We start from the raw sequence: 16,800 nt of genomic DNA on the forward strand, positions 1-16,800 counted from the left end.
GATGGATGAAATGATTGAATATAAGGACATAACAAAAGTATATGGTGAAGACGTAAAGGCTGTAGATGACGTGTCCTTTACAGTGGAAGATGGAGAGATTGTTGTTCTACTTGGTCCTTCTGGTTGTGGGAAAACCACACTACTTCGAATGGTCAATCGATTAGAGTCCATCACAGAAGGGGATATTTTACTAGATGGAAAAAGTACCAGCAATCTAAACGAAATTGAATTACGACGTGGTATTGGGTATGTCATCCAAAGCAATGGATTGTTTCCCAATATGACTATTGAACAAAATGTCACGATTGTCCCTCATTTATTAGGATGGGATAAACAAAAGAAAGAAGAGCGCTATCAGAAGTTAATGAAATTAGTTGGATTAGATGTAGAGGATTTCCGCAAACGTTTTCCACATGAGTTATCAGGTGGTCAGCAACAGCGTATTGGTGTAATCCGTGCTCTAGCAGCCGATCCACCGGCGATGTTAATGGACGAACCATTTGGTGCATTGGATCCAATTATCCGTGAAAAGGTTCAAGATGAATTCTTAGCCATCCAAAAAGAATTACACAAAACGATACTGTTCGTGAGTCATGATATTAATGAGGCTATCAAAATGGGGGATAAGATTGCATTAATGAAAGATGGGCAGCTCATGCAATACGATACACCAGCTAATATCCTGCAAAACCCCGCAAACGAATTTGTGACTCAATTTGTTGGACAAGATCGTACGATAAAGAGTTTAAGCATTCATATGGTTAATGATATCTATAGCCAAAATAAATTAAAAGAAAATAAGAAATTAGCGAAGCAGGTATCATTAAACACGAATCTACGTGATGCATTAGGTGCCATTTTAGAAAGTAAGGAGCAGGCAGTTACTGTGGTCAATGGTCAAAATGAGACGGTAGGAAGCTTAGACTTTGATGGCATCAATCAATTTATATCAGAGCTTACGTCATGACCATCCCTTTTCAACGTGACAAACGAGTGAGGGAGGGAAAAAATAGTGGATAGCAAAAAAAGGATTACGTGGATCGTTCGAATTATTGTTTATTTACTAGTTATCGCGTTTTTCTATTGGACGATTACTAATGAATATTTTAACTATATAACGGAGAATATTGACCAATTTAAAGTATTGGTTCGCGAGCATTTACAAATTGTTGGATTATCATCGGGTATGGCACTTCTAGTTGCCATTCCATTGGCCATTTTCGTGACAAGACCAACCTTTAAACGGGTGGAAAGTCTTGTATCTACACTCGTTAACTTCGGGTATACCATTCCAAATATGGCAATTTTAGCATTAATGATGGGATTTCTAGGTATTGGATTTAAGACAGCTGTATTTGCATTGTTTTTATATTCCATTTTACCGATTTATCGAAATACCGTCGCAGGGATTCAGTCCGTGAATACTAGTTTAATAGATGCAGCGAAAGGAATGGGATTTAAACCATCCCAAATCTTATTCAAAGTGGAGTTGCCGAATGCTGCATATGCGATTATCGCAGGTGTTCGAACAGCTGTTGTTATTAATATTGGCGCAACCGCACTAGCCTATTTAATTGGCGGCGGTGGTTTGGGTAACTGGATTTTCATGGGAATTAAGGTGTTTGATAATTCCATTCTATTATCAGGGGCTGTAACAGTCACACTTTTAGCTGTGATCACAGACTATCTGTTAAGGGCTGTTGAGCATATAGTTGTTCCAAAAGGGACAAAACGATAAAAAAACAAGGGGGATTTAAACTATGAAAAAATTAATGATGGTTTTAATAGCATTATCTATGTTCGTCTTAGCTGCATGTGGTGGCGGGGACGAAGGTGAAAGTAAAGAGGTTTCCGTTGGTGCAAAAAGTTTTACAGAGTCACTATTATTGGCTCAAATGACACAAATGATTCTAGAAGATAATGGCTATGAAGTGGATAAACGTACGAATATGGGTAGTAATGTATTACGTGAGTCGATAGAAAGTGGCCAAATTGATATTACTTGGGATTATACAGGTACAGGACTTGTTACCTATCTAGGGGAAGATCCAGTTCCTTCTGCTGAGGAAGCATTTGAAGCTGTAAAAGAAATCGATGCTGAAAATGGTATTACGTGGACAAACCCAACAACGGTTAACAATACGTATACACTTATGATTCGCCAAGACTTTGCAGATGAACAGGGTGTACACTCTCTAAGTGACTTAGCAAGTTATGTAAAAGAAAACGGTGCGACTGTTGCCGTTAACGATGAGTTTTATGCACGTCCTGATGGATTAGGTGCACTTGAAGAACATTATGGCTTCGAATTCGGTGCAGATAATGTTGTACAAATGGACTTAGGTTTAACGTACCAAGCTTTACGTGATGGGGAAGTAGATGTAGCGATGGGCTTCAAAACAGATAGCCGTATCGAACAGTTTGACCTAATGAACTTAGAAGATGACCAAACATTCTTCCCAGATTACTCAGCTGCAACTGTCATTCGTACAGAGGTGTTAGATGCAAACCCTGAAATCGAAGAACTACTAAAACCAATGGCAGATAACTTGGATAACGAAACCATGATCAACCTGAACTACCAAGTAGACGTTGAAGAACGCAGTGTAGAAGAAGTAGCCGAAGAATTTTTAACTGAAATTGGTGCATTAGAATAAGAATGTCACATGAATCAATAAAGGCTTGATGTCATTCATACATGGCGTCAAGCTTTTTTTACACGTTAGGAAAGTATAAAATTTTAGCTAAGAAGTAGACTCGACGTAGCTAAAGTTTTAATGTCCCAAGTATAAGAAAAACTAACACATTCGCTAAAGGACGAGCGAATGCGAGTTTTTCTAACACGTTAGGAAAGTATGAAGGGACATGTTTCCTTTATCTTCTAGTGCTCTGTACAAATACTACGAATAATGGCTTTATTGCTTGGAATTTTGCTTCTTCATAACGAAACTACTGATTTATCCCCTACATTATATAATTTAGCTAGATTTAACGATAAATGCGCATTGCATTTGTTTAAGGCTTTCCATAGCATTAATTAAGGAAAAAAGTTTTAAAAATATAAGAAGTAAGGTGAAGCCAACAATATGTGTGGAATATTTGCAACAACAGGAACGATTTCAGAACCATTAAAGCAAGAAGTATTAAACAGTATGAATCATCGAGGTCCAGATGAAGGGAAAAATGTCGCGCTTGATCAGTTTCATTTAGGTCACCAACGTTTGTCGATTATTGGCCTTGAGGATGGTACCCAACCCATTAAAAATGAAGATGCATCTAAGTGGATTGTGTGTAATGGGGAAATTTATAATTATTTAACATTAAAGGAGGAGCTAGACAAAAACGTTTCTTTTTTAACGGAATCTGACAGTGAAGTCGTATTAAAACTGTATGAAGAAGAGGGAGTACATGCAGTTGAAAGGTTAGACGGGATGTTTGCCTTTTTTATTGCTGATGTGGCGAATAATACATTTATAGCTGCAAGAGACACCTTAGGAATTAAACCACTTTATTATGGGAAAGATGCATTCGGAAATTTTGTGGTTACTTCTGAACTAAAAACGCTGTATTTAATTACGGATGAAGTGTATGAATTTCCAGCAGGTTATTATTATACGCCTGAGACAGGATTTGTTTGCTATCGAGAAATTAAAGCACCAGTTAATCCTGAAATGCTTGATCAATTGACAAAAGAAGATATTACAACTCAAATTAATCACTATCTAACAAAAGCTGTACATAAGCGTCTACTTGCAGATGTGGAAGTAGGTGTGCTGTTAAGTGGAGGCTTGGATAGTAGTCTGATTTCGGCGATCACGGCTAATCAACATCAGGGAACAGGACGTGTGAAATCATTTTGCGTTGGATCAAAGGGCAGTGAAGACATTAAACGAGCACGTGATGTCGCAAAAGCAATCGATACCGACCATTATGAATATATTTACACGAAAGAAGAGTTGATTGAAGTGTTGCCTAAAGTAATTTATCACTTGGAATCCTTTGAACCTTCACTCGTTCGAAGTGCAATTCCGAATTATTTCGTCTCGAAGCTAGCTTCCCAACATGTCAAAGTGATTTTATCTGGTGAAGGTGCTGATGAACTTTTTGCTGGTTATGATTATTTGAAGGAATACAATGATAATAAGGAGCTAAATGACGAGATAATTCGCATCATGAATACGTTGCACAACATTAATTTACAACGTGGTGATCGGATGAGTATGGCGCACTCCTTGGAATTACGTGTACCATTTTTAGACTTAGAACTAATAGACGGTGCGTTAAGCATACCAGCACATCTGAAGCTCCACCATGATAATCGAATGGAAAAGTGGATCTTACGAAAGGCGTTTGAGGGATTGCTTCCAGAGCCTATTTTATGGCGAAAAAAAGAAGAATTCTCTGCAGGAAGTGGTGCGTTAGATATTTTAGAGGAGCATGCCAATTCTGTGATAACCGATCGAGAATTTCGTCAAGTACAATCAGAAGCACCGATCGAACTTCGCAGTAAGCAAGAATGTTTGTACTATAAAATGTATAAGGAAATGTTTCCACAACAATCTGCCATCAATGTTGTTGGTCGTTGGGCAACTGCATAATTTTAAATAGAGGACAGGTGTCTTATTCTACCCCTCAGGCTGTCGAGAAACCTTCGACAGCCTTTTTATGCTGCTAGGAAATGTATGTTTTCCTCTATAACCTCCTTTAACAATTTAATTAATGTATCTGCTTACCTGCTGTATTTTGGTCCAATATTATTCCCCCGATATATACGAACGTACTGGTTTGTGTCACCGTAAGTCACGCCATTTTCTTTAATTTAATTGAACCATTTACTGAAACTTCCTCACCCCTTTTCCAAAACAGATTATTTTCATTCCATACTATCTATTATTTATAATAATGGGTACGTCATAAATATTTTGCAAAAGGGTGAACAGGAATGAATTCAACAGAGATAAAACAAATTCGAAAGGCAGATCATGAGATTAATCCCATATTTCTAAATCGTTGGTCACCTCGGTCTTTTTTGGAAAAAGAGGTACCTGAGGATGTCTTAATGCGGGTATTGGAAGCGGCGCGTTGGGCTCCGTCTGCCAACAATATCCAACCATGGCGATTTATTATCGCTCGTACGAAAGAGGACCGAGAAAAATTTTATCCGTTTATTGCGGAGCGTAACCGTATATGGTGTGAAAAAGCTCCTGTTTTAGCTTTAATTATCTCAGACAAACAAGACAAAGTTCATGGTTTTGATGCTGGAGCTGCTTGGGGATACCTTTCGTTACAGTCAGTGGAAGAGGGATTAATCACTCATCCAATAGGTGGTTTTAATAAGGATCAAGCAAGAGAAGTACTAAACATACCTGATAATTTTGCGATTCAAGCACTAATTGCAATTGGTTATCAAGGAGAAAAAGAGGTGCTTCCAGAAGATTTTCAAGAACGTGAGCAACCATCTGACCGTCGTCCATTAAAAGAGTCCATTTTTGAAGGGAAATTCGAATAAAAATAATGTGAAAGGTCTATCTTTGAAGAGGATAAGCTAAACCACTTCCTAGACATTGGCCTTTTTTCGATTTACGATAAAGATAAGGGACCTACCTACATAGTGTAACATCTTGAGGCTAGAGGTCTAATTTATTCGAAAGGGTGAAGCGTGTGAAAGTACTTGTTGTTGGAGCAAATGGCCAAATTGGGAAACACCTTGTTTCGTTTATTCAAGATAGTGATAGCTTAAAAGCAAAAGCAATGATTCGGAAAGCGGAACAAGCTACCTACTTTAAAGACTTAGGTGCAGAAACAGCATTAGTCGACTTGGAAGATGATATTGAACCAATTGCAAAAGCAGCAGAGGATGTCGATGCAATTGTATTTACAGCAGGTTCTGGTCCACATACAGGAAAAGACAAAACCATTATGATTGATTTAGATGGTGCAGTAAAAACAATCGAGGCAGCAAAGAAAGCTGGAGTCAAGCGGTTTGTCATGATTAGTTCGTTTGATACAAGACGTCAAGCCATCCAAGATGCACCTGAATCCTTTGCACCATATGTTGCCGCAAAGCATTATGCTGATGAATGGCTGAAGCGTACAGACTTGGATTATACCATTATCCATCCAGGTGGATTAACGAATGATGAAGGAACTGGAAAAGTAAACATCGCAACAGATGTAGAAATCGATAAAGTTCCAAGAGAAGATATAGCACGTGTGATTGTGGCTAGCCTAGAGAACGAGAAAACAATCGGAAAAGAGTTTCAAGTAGTCAAAGGGTCAACTCCTGTGAAAGATGCAGTGGACGCTATCACGAAATAACGTAGAGTTTTAAATAGAAAAGACAATTTGCCAAATAAGGTGAATTGTCTTTTCTAGTATGTTCGTTAGGCATACGCACAATCTTTTTTTGAAATAATGCCACTAAATACTATTATGCTTCGATTTTAGAGTGAAAGAGATAGTTTTTGAAGTAGGAGGGAAGAATCATAAAGTGTTGGGAGACAATTGATATTATAGAAGCATTTGATATTAGACTTTCAATTTAGCCACAAAAGTAACATAACAATTATCCCTCGACAAACATCTGTTAGCGGTATATTCATTTGTGTGCTATTTAGGATGTTAATAGTGATGTTATTGATATATCAACGAAAAATAGGACACCAATCACTATTCGACTTGGCATCCTATTTCAGTCCATCAAAAATAAACTACTTACCAATAATTGGTGCCTCTTTATGACAATCCTTAAAAATATTTATTAGCTAATCGTTCAGCTGTCCTTGTCGCAAGTGCTTGAGTCGTTAAGGTTGGATTTGGACCGCCAAGGGAATTATAATCCGCGCTATTGTCCGCAATGTAGAGGCGTTCTACCTGATAAGCTTCACATGAAGTATCAACAACAAAACCCATTCGCATCGTGCTTTGTAAATGAATGTAGTAGTTTGGAGGTAGGTCACTTCGGTGGATTTTTTTCGCACCAGCCTGTCGTAAGATATTGGTTGCGATTTTTGTTAATTGCTCTCTTTTCTTTTCTGATTCTTTACTAGGTAAATAATGGACAAAAGGTACTGGCCCATGTTCATCTTTTATATGGGGGTCTAACTCAACTCTATTGCTGTATTGTACCTCATCACCTGTAATGACAGAAAGCGTGAGTGTCCTTTTATAGTCATTCATGGCTTCTTCCAATTCAGGTCCGACAAGTCTTCCTCGTTGGTCCCACATATCTGAATCAGAATGATGTAGGCTGTTATAACCGTATTGACTAAATCCAAACAGTGGCATAGCGGAAAGACCAGGACTTTCACCAATATTTTCTATCATCCCAAGACCAGGATAATCAAGCCGCGCTCCTGAAGTATGACCAACGAAGGGATCAGTTGTTGGACTTCCTAATATGTCCATTAACGTTTCCTCATCAAATGTACCTGTAACCATATCCATGTAGTGATTTGTCAAACCTCTTCCTACCCAAGGATTTTGTGGCAATTCAGAGTTTAACCAAAGACGTGGTGTTTCCACACAACCAGCCGCCATTACGACTACTTTAGCGCGTAATTCATCCATTTCACCTGTCCATGTATCTCGAATTTGAACGCCTACTGCACGACGGCCCCTTTTTGTACTGTGATCTGTTAATACTTTTGTTACAAACGTGTTCGGCCTAAACGTCACATTCCCCGTCCTCATTCCTAAGGGGACATAACTGACATTTGTTGAACGTTTTGCCATCCTTTCAAGTGTTGGACCATATGGACATCCTTGCCCACAATGCCCACTTAGTGTACACCCCTCCAGATGACTTAATTCTTCTAAGGAAAATTCTGGGTCCATTAGATGCTCATTCGGGGGCAGGATTGCATTCGGTTGTGGACGGTATCCACTCTTCGTTACATCTAATGTTTTATTAAGAGAAAATCCTGCCTTATCCGCTCCATAGTAAAAAAGTGCTTCTTTCGATGTCGTTGGTGCAAATTCAACTGGTAATGTATCTTCCACTTTTTCATAATAAGGGATGAGCTCATTGTAACTGATAGGCCACTCATTATCGATTGCATGAGGAAATGCACGTAAAGAATTGGCATAGTAATGAAGTGTGGATCCTCCAATCCCAGCACTTTGCCATAAAACCGCTTGATCTGGGGTGTTCCTGTACCAAGGTGTTCGTCTTCGGTCGGCTGATCCCCAACGGAATTTACCAGTAACAAAATCATTCATATCATTTTCAAGTCTTGTTAACTGCCTTCGATAAAGAGCACCATCTAAATCTCTGGGATTAGAACTTTCTTTTGCCACACCTCGATTTTCGTTAGGCTCGGGCCATTTTTTATTTCCATACCATGGTCCTGCTTCAAGTACCAATACACGGATTCCCAGTTCACCAAGTTCTTTGGCAATAACAGGGCCGCCTCCTCCAGCACCAATAACAATTACATCAGCATCTTTTTTCATTCTTCACCCTCATTTCTGCCCATTAGTAATAAAAAGCCACGAAAATCACGATAACCCAATGACACACCAGGGTAACCAACTTGTTGCCAACTGAAAGGGAAAAATTCGAGCTGTCGATGATTCGGTGGATATAACCGTGTCGAGCCATAAGCAAGCCACTCGGAATAATAGCCAAACATTGAAAAGCGATTTAGCGCATCTGTTACATATTTGACCAAACCAGCATTGTTTTGAAAAGGAGATGGTAATAAGAAAAGGTCGATCTCAAGATTTTCTAGTGCAGCTAGTGTTTGAATTCGGTCTTTTCGGGAAAGGTGAGAAAACATTCGCCCTCCAGGGAATAGACTTTGAGGAAAGGCTTGTGCCTGATGCGTTTTTACGAGCTGTGTTGCCGCTGTGTCTAGCATGATGGCTGTAGGATAGGCGAGAGGGATAGTGGTGTGATATAACTGCTGCTGAATCGAAATGTAGTGGTCCAAAGCATAGATGATATATTCATGAACACCTATATCCGAAGTATAAAAATGAGGTCCATTTCCTGTTGATGGGACGATAGCATCGGTTAGAGCCTGGAAACTTGCCTGCACGTATTCTTGTGATTGGAAATTCAGATCAATAACGATTCACCTCTTTCTAATGTATCAATATCACTATTGTATTGTTCCATTCATTTTTTTATGAAAATTTGACCTCCTTTTATTTCTTTAAAAGTGAGGAAAAAATTAGCCGTATTACAGCCTTTAAAGGAAAGGTCACGTCCAGATCGGAGTGATTGATGTCCTAGTACTGGCATTGTCACAGGATATTAAAATTTTAGCCGCGTCGAATCTAGTTTCTAGCTAAAATTTTGCACTCCTCACGTGTAAAAAAAAGAAGCAGAGGAATCTACTCTTGCTTCTTAAGAAGTCATTTGATTTTGTTTTTGTTTTTCCATTTTGTGCAAGGTGTGCTTGGTACCCCATTCATGCATGGCTTCTAAAATCGGTTCCAAACTTCTCCCATATTCCGTGATCGAATACTCTACTTTTGGCGGGACCTGTGGATAGACAACGCGTTGGACAATGTCTTCTTCCTCAAGCTCCCGTAATTGCTTGGTTAACATTTTTTGTGTGATTCCAGGTAAGCTCCGCTTTAACTCACTAAAACGTTTCGTACCTTGTTGCAATAAATGTAAGATAATAATTGGTTTCCATTTGCCGACTAAGATACTTAACGCATCCTCGACACGGCAGTTTTCTGGTTGCTTTTCCATGATATTTCCTCCCTAAGTATCTTTTAGGATACTATACCACTTTAAAGTGGGTACTTAAAAAATAAGTTATTATTATCTATAATAACGTTATAGATAGGAAAAAGTAAATACTAGTATGAGAAAGTAAGGTGAAAATAGATGGAAAACTATCGCATTGATCCGAACAAAGGATTGGAATTTGGTATTTATACTTTAGGTGATCATTTGCCAAATCCAAACACAGGTGAAAGAATTTCAGCAGAAGAACGGATTCACGAAATTATAGAATATGCAAAATTAGCGGATCAGGCTGGTATTGACTTTTTTAGTGTAGGGGAGAGTCATCAGGAGTATTTTGCAACACAAGCACATTCCGTTGTACTTTCAGCAATTGCACAGGCAACTAAAAATATAAAAATAGCTAGTTCCTCTACGATTATTAGCACATCTGATCCTGTCCGTGTATATGAAGATTTCGCAACACTTGATTTAATTTCAAAAGGACGTGCAGAAATTATTGCAGGCCGAGCGTCAAGAGTTGGGTTATTTGATTTACTAGGGTATAATTTACGTGATTATGAAGAATTATTTGAGGAAAAGTTTGATCTCTTGCGCCAGATAAATGAAGAAGAAGTGGTGGATTGGAGTGGCGAGTTCCGAGCACCATTAAACAATGCCAAGATCCTACCCCGTCCACAAAATGGAAAAATGCCAATTTGGCGTGCGGTTGGGGGATCTCCCGCAAGTGCGATGAAGGCAGGGTATGCTGGTGTTGGGATGTTTATGGCACATTTAGGTGGACCAGTTGCCGTATTTAAGCGTACGGTAGATGCATATCGAGATGCTGCTCGGAGCCGAGGCTTTGACCCAGAGGAGCTACCAGTTGCGACGGCGGGATTTTTCTATGCTGCTGAAACCTCTCAGCAGGCATTACAAGATATGTATCCGCATATAAATGAAGGCATGAAGAAAACAAATGGCCAAGGATTTCCAAAACGTAATTTTGCGCAAGGTGTTGATCCACATAGTGTAATGAATATTGGAAGTCCACAAGAAATTATTGAAAAAATTCTTTATCAGCATGAAATGTTTGGACATCAACGGTATATTGCGCAAATCGATTTTGGTGGCATGCCGTTTGAAAAATTACAGAAAAATATCGATATAATTGGTACCGAAATTTTACCAGCTATTCGAAAATATACGGCCAAAAAGTAAGGAGAGGGAGAGAGATGAAAGTTGTTGGGTTATCTGGATCTATAGTAGGGTCCAAAACTAGAACGGCGATGAATTATACTGTCCAGTCACTTATCGAAAAATACCCAGATGTGGAAATGCAGCTTATTGATCTAGCGGAATATGATCTTCAGTTTAGTGATGGACGTAATTATTTGGAATATGAGGGTGACACAGGCTTTGTCACGAAAACAATCATGGAAGCAGATGTACTTATTATTGGGACACCAATCTTTCAAGCATCTATTCCTGCTACATTAAAAAATATTTTTGATTTACTACCAGTTGATGCGTTTCGGGACAAAGTAGTTAGCTTGCTTGTTACAGCTGGTTCACCAAAGCATTATCTCATTGCAGAACAGCAATTAAAACCGATTTTGGCTTATATGAAAGCAAACATCGTTCAGACATACGTGTTTATTGAGGAAAAAGATTTTCACCGTAAAGAAATTGCCAATGATGATGTCTTATTCCGTATAGAGCGTTTGGTGGAGGATACCATGATGCTAGCGGAAACCTATGCCAAAATTCGTGAAGAAAAAGATGCGATGTACGATTTTTAATTGATTAATGAAGGTGCTTTTCGCATACATTGTTGCTTTCTTAAATTCGCAACTTCTATATTATGCGTATTTACAACGCATAATATATCAATTATTCATTAAGTATTATACAAAAAAAGCAACAATCTATGATAAAACAGCCTTAATAAAAGACAATTCACCAGTTGGGTGAATTGTCTTTTTTCATGATGCAACAACATAGATACTAATTAATTGATATGAAGCAAAGAGGGATGATTTCCGTTTCTTCCGTATCGTAGTTTGGAAGAAACGAACCATCCCAATCTTGTTTATAAAAAGAGTATTGCTGAAATCATTGCCACAAATAAACCAATCACTACTGGGATGAAGCTTTTTCGGACGAGGTCTATGACGGATATTTTGGCAAAGCCTGCGATAGCGATAATTGGTGACCAGGCGACAAGTGTACCGCCACCTACCCAAATGGCACCGATTTGGCCGATCGAAGCAAGTGTTGTTGGGTCTATTCCCGTTGATGCGGCCAATGCCTCTGAAAGTGAACCGATTAATGGTAGCGCAGAGAAGCCAGAACCATCAAGACCAGAAATCATTCCTAAAATCAATACACCTAATGCTGTGAAAAAGGCGTTATCTGGAATGAATCCTTGACTTTCCTGAACTAGGTCAAATAGGAAAGAAGGTGTCGCATCTGGGTCTGTACCGAAAATCTGACTTGCTAGTTCACCGCTTCCAATAAAGAAAAATGCGGCAACAGGGATAACGAGACCCATTACTTTAAAGGCAAACACAAAACCATTAACGATATGATCGCTAACTTCTTGTAATGTTTTTTTGTAGTCACGGAACAGTGACATGATAATAATTAGAAGAATTGCTGTACCACCAACAAGGGAAGAACCAGCTCCATCTTCAATTGCTGGTATAACATCAGAGAATGTTGCGACAATTACATACGTGACAATGACTAAAAAGATTGAAGGAACGAGAAAAGCAAATACGGGACTATATTTACCTGTCTTAACCTCGGTGTCATCTGCTCGAATGTTTAAGTCATCATCTCCACTATTTTCCCACTCAGTAAGGTTTTGTTTCGCTGGTTTTTTAATGGATTTACGAACAATTAAATAAGCAATTGTTAGCGAAACTGCCCCAGCAATCAGCGACAAAATTAATGTTTGCTCGCCAATAGCACCAGCTTCCAGTACACGACTACTAGAGGCAGTTAATTCTGGTGCAACTTTCAGAATAAAATCGGATGATAGTGCCATCCCGTGTCCAGCAAGCGAAATCGCAATTGCAGCACCGATTGGTGAAAGCCCAGCTTGAATAGCGACTGGAATTAATAGTGCTCCAATTAGTGGAACTGCTGGTGCTGGCCAGAAGAATAACGATAAAAAGTATGTGACTAAGACAAGAATCCAAAAAGCTAATGTTCCGTTTTTCATTACCCTTTGGAACGGCTGAACCATTTGCTCATCAGCGCCAATCGACTTAATCGACCTTAGTAGCGCAGTCATAACTGCAATGATTAAAAAGATGTTAAATAGCTCAGTCGCCGCGGTTAAGTTTGCATTGAAAATCGCTTGAATACCGTCTAGGAAAGACCCAGTAAAGGCCCAGACGACGAAAAAACTCATGACTAAAGCTGGAACGACAACATTTTGCCTAAATAACATCGTTAGAATAATAAGCAATGTCCCAGCTAAATACAACCAATGTGCCAATGTTAATTCCATGTTTTAATCTATCTCCTTTATCTAGGAATATAGAAATCTAGACTATTTTATGTTGCTTTTTGGGCAGGTGTGAAAATGGAGATCTAAGTAACCGAGTTCTTGGAAAATAGATCCAGTCCCTAGCGTGCTAATGCGATAGAAGAGAGTTGGGGGTTGATACTTAATTGTTGTTAAAAATTAGCAAATATTGTTACTATTATTATACTGAATGGTTGATGCAGGAATATGCAGGCTATTCCTAAAAATAGAAAAGGAGTTTTTAACATGTCTTCAAGCTTATATACAAAAGAAAGTCTACAAAATTTAGCTTTATTAAAAGATTTGGCACCTGAACAATTAAAAGCTTTTAGTGACTTTAATAATGCTGTTTTTAAAGATGGAGCTTTATCAAAAAAAGAGAAAGAAATCATTGCTGTTGCGATAACACACGCAACCCAATGTCCTTATTGTATTGATACTCATACGAAAAATGCGAAAAAGGCTGGAGCAACATTAGAAGAATTAACAGAAGCTGTATTTGTAACTGCTGCAATTGAAGCTGGAGGAACAGTCACCCATAGTACACATGTTCATAATGCAAAAGATAAAGAGGCATCTGATTTGCTCTATGCTCGTTCCAATTTAAAGAATTTAGGTCAATTAGGCAAATTTGCATCAGAGGGTTTTAGAGGTTATCAAGCATTTAGTAATGCTGCAACAAAAGCTGGAAAATTAAGTACCAAATTTAAAGAAATAGTTGCCGTGGCTGTTGCAAACGCTACGCAATGCCCATATTGCATTGATGTTCATACACAAAAAGCGGTGAGTCAAGGTGCAACTAGTGAGGAGCTTGCAGAAGCCATTACGGTAACTTCCGCAATACGGGCAGGTGGACCTTATGCTCATATGGCGAATATGATTCAAAGTTACCAAGAAAGTTAGATAATATTACCATATAAAAAAGGGGAAGATTACTTTCCCGACCAGCCTGAGGTACGATAAGCCTGCTCTGTTACTTTATAAAGACTTTCTGGACTAGTTAAGTCACACATAAGGCTGCTCTGCTACCTTATAATGACTTTCCATACTAGTTGAGGAACTGATAAGCACGCTCTGTTTTTTTTCGAATTGCCTTATCCCAAGATCTGTTAGATTAATTTATCCCGCATGTAACGGGCAGGCCGACATAAACACGGTTGTCCTGCCACATTGTCCGTACTAGAACGTCCTCGCAAAAGAAAAGCACTTTTGCTTCGTGCGATGTCTTGCTTTCGTAGCTTTCCTTGTCCTGTGCGTCGAACTCTCCTGATTGAAGTTTCACTGATGTAACTTTGAACATTTTTCACCACTCTGGAATAGGCTATGATGGGTGGTGGTAAAATGGAAAAATATTTTGATGTTCGACATCAAAATGATTGGGTGAAAATAAGACAGCTATCCAAACTACCGTTTTATTATGTTTGTATATATATTGACAATCAGTTGGTAGCAACATACTACCAAGGCAATACCTTTTATCTTTATGTAGGTGATAGATATCAACTTAATCATCTAACTATTAGTGGATTCTATGTCATAAATGGAGTGCCTATGGGATTGAGCGAACAGTACTCATTTAGCTCTCCAAGAAACCAACAAGAACGAGATTTTAAGCCTGGTGATATTTTGGTAGCAAGTGATAATGTTAATAAGGATTTGACTGGGTATATTGGTCATTCAGCCCTTGTTGTGGATGAGTCCAATCTAATTGAGGCTCCAGGGGGGCATCCAGCTATTCAAAAAGATACCATTCATCAATTCCTTGAAAAGCACCCACATCATGCTCAATTTAGGCCTAAGTCTTCAGAAATAGGTGAGGCGGCTGTAGGTTATGCCGAAAAGTATTTAACAGAGTATAAGGAGAAGTTGGATAATGGTGAAGAGAAACCATTGTTTTCCATGACGTTAGACCAATCATTAAAGGATCCTTGGAAGTACATTTATTGTTCAAAATTAGTATGGTTAAGCTACTTTCATGGTGCAGATTATAAGATGGAAAATGACTATCTATGGTTTTCACCTGAAGATTTATTTACACATTTGCAGGAAAATGATGATTTTGAAAAAGTGTATCAACATGAAAAAGTAGATTTTAAGGTGAACACGTAAAATAGAGGAATTTATAGATAGTTAAACTAGAACTAATACAACTAAAAGTTAAGTAGGTATACTAATTGTAAACGCTGATTTTTTCGGTGTTTTTTAGATTTGGTAAATTTTTAGAAGTGATCATGTGAATTTACAGGTTTAAACGTAATGTAAAGGGACAGGATTCGAATAAATAAACGTAACACAAATTGTTTCTTTGGATACCTAAAATTATATTTAATATCATGATCATCGTAACTCGTTGGTTATCCGTATTATTGATGGGAAAGCGTAATATTAAACGTTTTTCGATTGCTGGGATAGTTATTGTGCTATTTGAGATAATTAATCATAAGATCTGACAAAAGTGGACTGGTGGATTTTTTATGATAAGCGAAATGATGTGCTTCATGTATCTAAAAAGCTGAATTGCTTGAATAAGATTAGGATAATTTGCAATAGGATGAACAAAAGCTAGAAGCGCCTTGATCACCCCCGATTAGAAAACTTGGCTTGTCGCCAAGTGATGTGGCGAAAGCCTTAGTTGCACTTATGCAGTAAGAAGGTTTTCTTATCTGCCAAGCATAAGCCAAGCCTCGACGTGGCGTTTTTTGCGCGTAATGTGGATTGGCTTATGACCTCGAGGGGGTAGGCGCTGGCCGATGAAAACTCGTGCGTCCTTATGTCTATCGGCACTAGGACGTCAATCGCTCGAAGCTGGACGTGGCCTTTCCTATATAAGACAGTAATGAGGCCAACTTTTTATACTTTCTTACCTTTCCAAAAAAACAATATGTCCTACAACACTTTCTTCCATATCCTCCACTATTCTCGATATTTTTACCATATAATTCGTTAAAGTCCATCGTATTATAAACTTTAGCTGGTGGATTTAATATAAAAGGAGCCTTCATCCCTTTACCATGTATTTCTTTATACTCCTTATAAATATCATGTATTTCTCTATTAAATCGTTTGTTTCGTACCATTCGAGCAAATATCTTTGTACATGGAATGGTTATGATTGCTGCAATTTGTAGCATTTTAGTTATTAAGTACAAATGATACATCGTTTCCCCAATAGACCATTTATCTTCTTTAGGCCTTTCCTATAACTGTGCTCTTGATAGTGATTGAAGTATCGGAAGAAGGTTTTCTCGTTGTTGGTTTAGTGTGACAAAATGCTTTTTTATACTTTGAGATTTCATCGGGTCCTCCTTTATCTTATTTGGCACGATTGTTGGTTTTGGTAGTTTTTTTGGGGATAGCATATGCAATTGTGGCAGAAAGAAAAGCAATAAATAATGTTAGTAAAAATGGATGTTGACGACTTTTGATAACTGCTTCTTGAGATAGATTAGCACTCAAATTCCATGCCTCTGTTATATCTGGAGTATATGCATATGTAAGCAGAATTCCAGATAAGATGTGGAGTAATGAAAACAGCAAAATAAAACTGGTGGCAAAAATAATATACTTTTTCACTTGATGA

Annotated in this window: 15 protein-coding genes; 10 read left to right on the top strand and 5 right to left on the bottom strand. The window is 38.3% G+C overall.

Annotated elements, in window-relative coordinates; genetic code table 11:
• Positions 1–10: 10 nt before the first annotated feature.
• From GHC26_RS09815 to GHC26_RS09840, 6 genes are all read left to right on the top strand, one after another.
• The gene (locus GHC26_RS09815) at positions 11–967 is read left to right on the top strand and encodes an ABC transporter ATP-binding protein (RefSeq protein ID WP_163971091.1); all 957 of its coding nucleotides are present in this window, start codon (positions 11–13) and stop codon (positions 965–967) included.
• A gap of 45 nt (positions 968–1,012) precedes the next feature.
• On the top strand, positions 1,013–1,738 hold the full coding sequence (locus GHC26_RS09820) for an ABC transporter permease (RefSeq protein ID WP_163971092.1): 726 nt from the start codon (positions 1,013–1,015) through the stop codon (positions 1,736–1,738).
• A gap of 22 nt (positions 1,739–1,760) precedes the next feature.
• The gene (locus GHC26_RS09825) at positions 1,761–2,657 is read left to right on the top strand and encodes a glycine betaine ABC transporter substrate-binding protein (protein WP_163971093.1); all 897 of its coding nucleotides are present in this window, start codon (positions 1,761–1,763) and stop codon (positions 2,655–2,657) included.
• Between the two features lie 429 nt (positions 2,658–3,086).
• On the top strand, positions 3,087–4,598 hold the full coding sequence (gene asnB / locus GHC26_RS09830) for an asparagine synthase B (RefSeq protein WP_163971094.1): 1,512 nt from the start codon (positions 3,087–3,089) through the stop codon (positions 4,596–4,598).
• A 344-nt stretch (positions 4,599–4,942) separates the two neighbouring features.
• A complete protein-coding gene (locus tag GHC26_RS09835; RefSeq protein ID WP_163971095.1) occupies positions 4,943–5,509 on the top strand; it encodes a nitroreductase family protein in 567 nt (188 codons plus the stop codon).
• A 152-nt stretch (positions 5,510–5,661) separates the two neighbouring features.
• Positions 5,662–6,318 (top strand): SDR family oxidoreductase, encoded by a 657-nt coding sequence (locus GHC26_RS09840; RefSeq protein ID WP_163971096.1) that lies wholly within the window; start codon positions 5,662–5,664, stop codon positions 6,316–6,318.
• 429 nt (positions 6,319–6,747) lie between these two features.
• Here GHC26_RS09840 and GHC26_RS09845 read toward each other — a convergent pair whose 3' ends face one another.
• The 3 genes from GHC26_RS09845 to GHC26_RS09855 all read right to left on the bottom strand — a co-directional run bounded on the left by GHC26_RS09845 (position 6,748) and on the right by GHC26_RS09855 (position 9,706).
• Positions 6,748–8,454, bottom strand: a complete 1,707-nt coding sequence (locus GHC26_RS09845; RefSeq protein WP_163971097.1) for a GMC family oxidoreductase N-terminal domain-containing protein — start codon at positions 8,452–8,454, stop codon at positions 6,748–6,750.
• The gene (locus GHC26_RS09850) at positions 8,451–8,780 is read right to left on the bottom strand and encodes a hypothetical protein (protein ID WP_163971098.1); all 330 of its coding nucleotides are present in this window, start codon (positions 8,778–8,780) and stop codon (positions 8,451–8,453) included. The genes GHC26_RS09845 and GHC26_RS09850 overlap by 4 nt, the downstream gene beginning before the upstream one ends.
• A gap of 572 nt (positions 8,781–9,352) precedes the next feature.
• Positions 9,353–9,706: a winged helix-turn-helix transcriptional regulator gene (locus GHC26_RS09855; RefSeq protein ID WP_163971099.1), complete on the bottom strand. Its 354-nt coding sequence runs from the start codon at positions 9,704–9,706 to the stop codon at positions 9,353–9,355.
• 138 nt (positions 9,707–9,844) lie between these two features.
• On the opposite strand from GHC26_RS09855, the gene GHC26_RS09860 reads away from it, so the two are divergent.
• Together GHC26_RS09860 and GHC26_RS09865 are read left to right on the top strand one after the other, a co-directional pair.
• Complete coding sequence (locus GHC26_RS09860) at positions 9,845–10,903, top strand: LLM class flavin-dependent oxidoreductase (RefSeq protein ID WP_163971100.1); 1,059 nt, start codon at positions 9,845–9,847, stop codon at positions 10,901–10,903.
• Between the two features lie 14 nt (positions 10,904–10,917).
• Positions 10,918–11,484: an NADPH-dependent FMN reductase gene (locus GHC26_RS09865; RefSeq protein WP_163971101.1), complete on the top strand. Its 567-nt coding sequence runs from the start codon at positions 10,918–10,920 to the stop codon at positions 11,482–11,484.
• 290 nt (positions 11,485–11,774) lie between these two features.
• Here GHC26_RS09865 and GHC26_RS09870 read toward each other — a convergent pair whose 3' ends face one another.
• Complete coding sequence (locus GHC26_RS09870; protein WP_163971102.1) at positions 11,775–13,202, bottom strand: hypothetical protein; 1,428 nt, start codon at positions 13,200–13,202, stop codon at positions 11,775–11,777.
• Between the two features lie 264 nt (positions 13,203–13,466).
• Here GHC26_RS09870 and GHC26_RS09875 point away from each other — a divergent pair, with 264 nt between their 5' ends.
• Positions 13,467–14,123 carry a carboxymuconolactone decarboxylase family protein gene (locus tag GHC26_RS09875; RefSeq protein WP_163971103.1) on the top strand — a complete coding sequence of 219 codons (657 nt, stop codon included), beginning with the start codon at positions 13,467–13,469 and terminating at the stop codon, positions 14,121–14,123.
• Positions 14,124–14,561: 438 nt separating this feature from the next.
• Positions 14,562–15,329, top strand: a complete 768-nt coding sequence (locus GHC26_RS09880; RefSeq protein ID WP_163971104.1) for a hypothetical protein — start codon at positions 14,562–14,564, stop codon at positions 15,327–15,329.
• Positions 15,330–16,532: 1,203 nt separating this feature from the next.
• Here the strand turns inward: GHC26_RS09880 and GHC26_RS09885 are convergent.
• Complete coding sequence (locus tag GHC26_RS09885; RefSeq protein WP_163971105.1) at positions 16,533–16,793, bottom strand: hypothetical protein; 261 nt, start codon at positions 16,791–16,793, stop codon at positions 16,533–16,535.
• Positions 16,794–16,800 lie beyond the last annotated feature (7 nt).

It is taken from the genome of Oceanobacillus halotolerans (genome assembly GCF_010993955.1).
GTDB classification, from domain to species: domain Bacteria; phylum Bacillota; class Bacilli; order Bacillales; family Amphibacillaceae; genus Oceanibacillus_A; species Oceanibacillus_A halotolerans.

Coding starts and splice junctions, on each gene's coding strand:
- GHC26_RS09835 (WP_163971095.1), top strand. CDS start 4,943: ATGAATTCAACAGAGATAAAACAAATTCGAAAGGCAGATCATGAGATT.
- GHC26_RS09850 (WP_163971098.1), bottom strand. CDS start 8,780: ATGTTTTCTCACCTTTCCCGAAAAGACCGAATTCAAACACTAGCTGCA.
- GHC26_RS09825 (WP_163971093.1), top strand. CDS start 1,761: ATGAAAAAATTAATGATGGTTTTAATAGCATTATCTATGTTCGTCTTA.
- GHC26_RS09875 (WP_163971103.1), top strand. CDS start 13,467: ATGTCTTCAAGCTTATATACAAAAGAAAGTCTACAAAATTTAGCTTTA.
- GHC26_RS09880 (WP_163971104.1), top strand. CDS start 14,562: ATGGAAAAATATTTTGATGTTCGACATCAAAATGATTGGGTGAAAATA.
- GHC26_RS09870 (WP_163971102.1), bottom strand. CDS start 13,202: ATGGAATTAACATTGGCACATTGGTTGTATTTAGCTGGGACATTGCTT.
- asnB (WP_163971094.1), top strand. CDS start 3,087: ATGTGTGGAATATTTGCAACAACAGGAACGATTTCAGAACCATTAAAG.
- GHC26_RS09815 (WP_163971091.1), top strand. CDS start 11: ATGATTGAATATAAGGACATAACAAAAGTATATGGTGAAGACGTAAAG.
- GHC26_RS09865 (WP_163971101.1), top strand. CDS start 10,918: ATGAAAGTTGTTGGGTTATCTGGATCTATAGTAGGGTCCAAAACTAGA.
- GHC26_RS09860 (WP_163971100.1), top strand. CDS start 9,845: ATGGAAAACTATCGCATTGATCCGAACAAAGGATTGGAATTTGGTATT.
- GHC26_RS09845 (WP_163971097.1), bottom strand. CDS start 8,454: ATGAAAAAAGATGCTGATGTAATTGTTATTGGTGCTGGAGGAGGCGGC.
- GHC26_RS09855 (WP_163971099.1), bottom strand. CDS start 9,706: ATGGAAAAGCAACCAGAAAACTGCCGTGTCGAGGATGCGTTAAGTATC.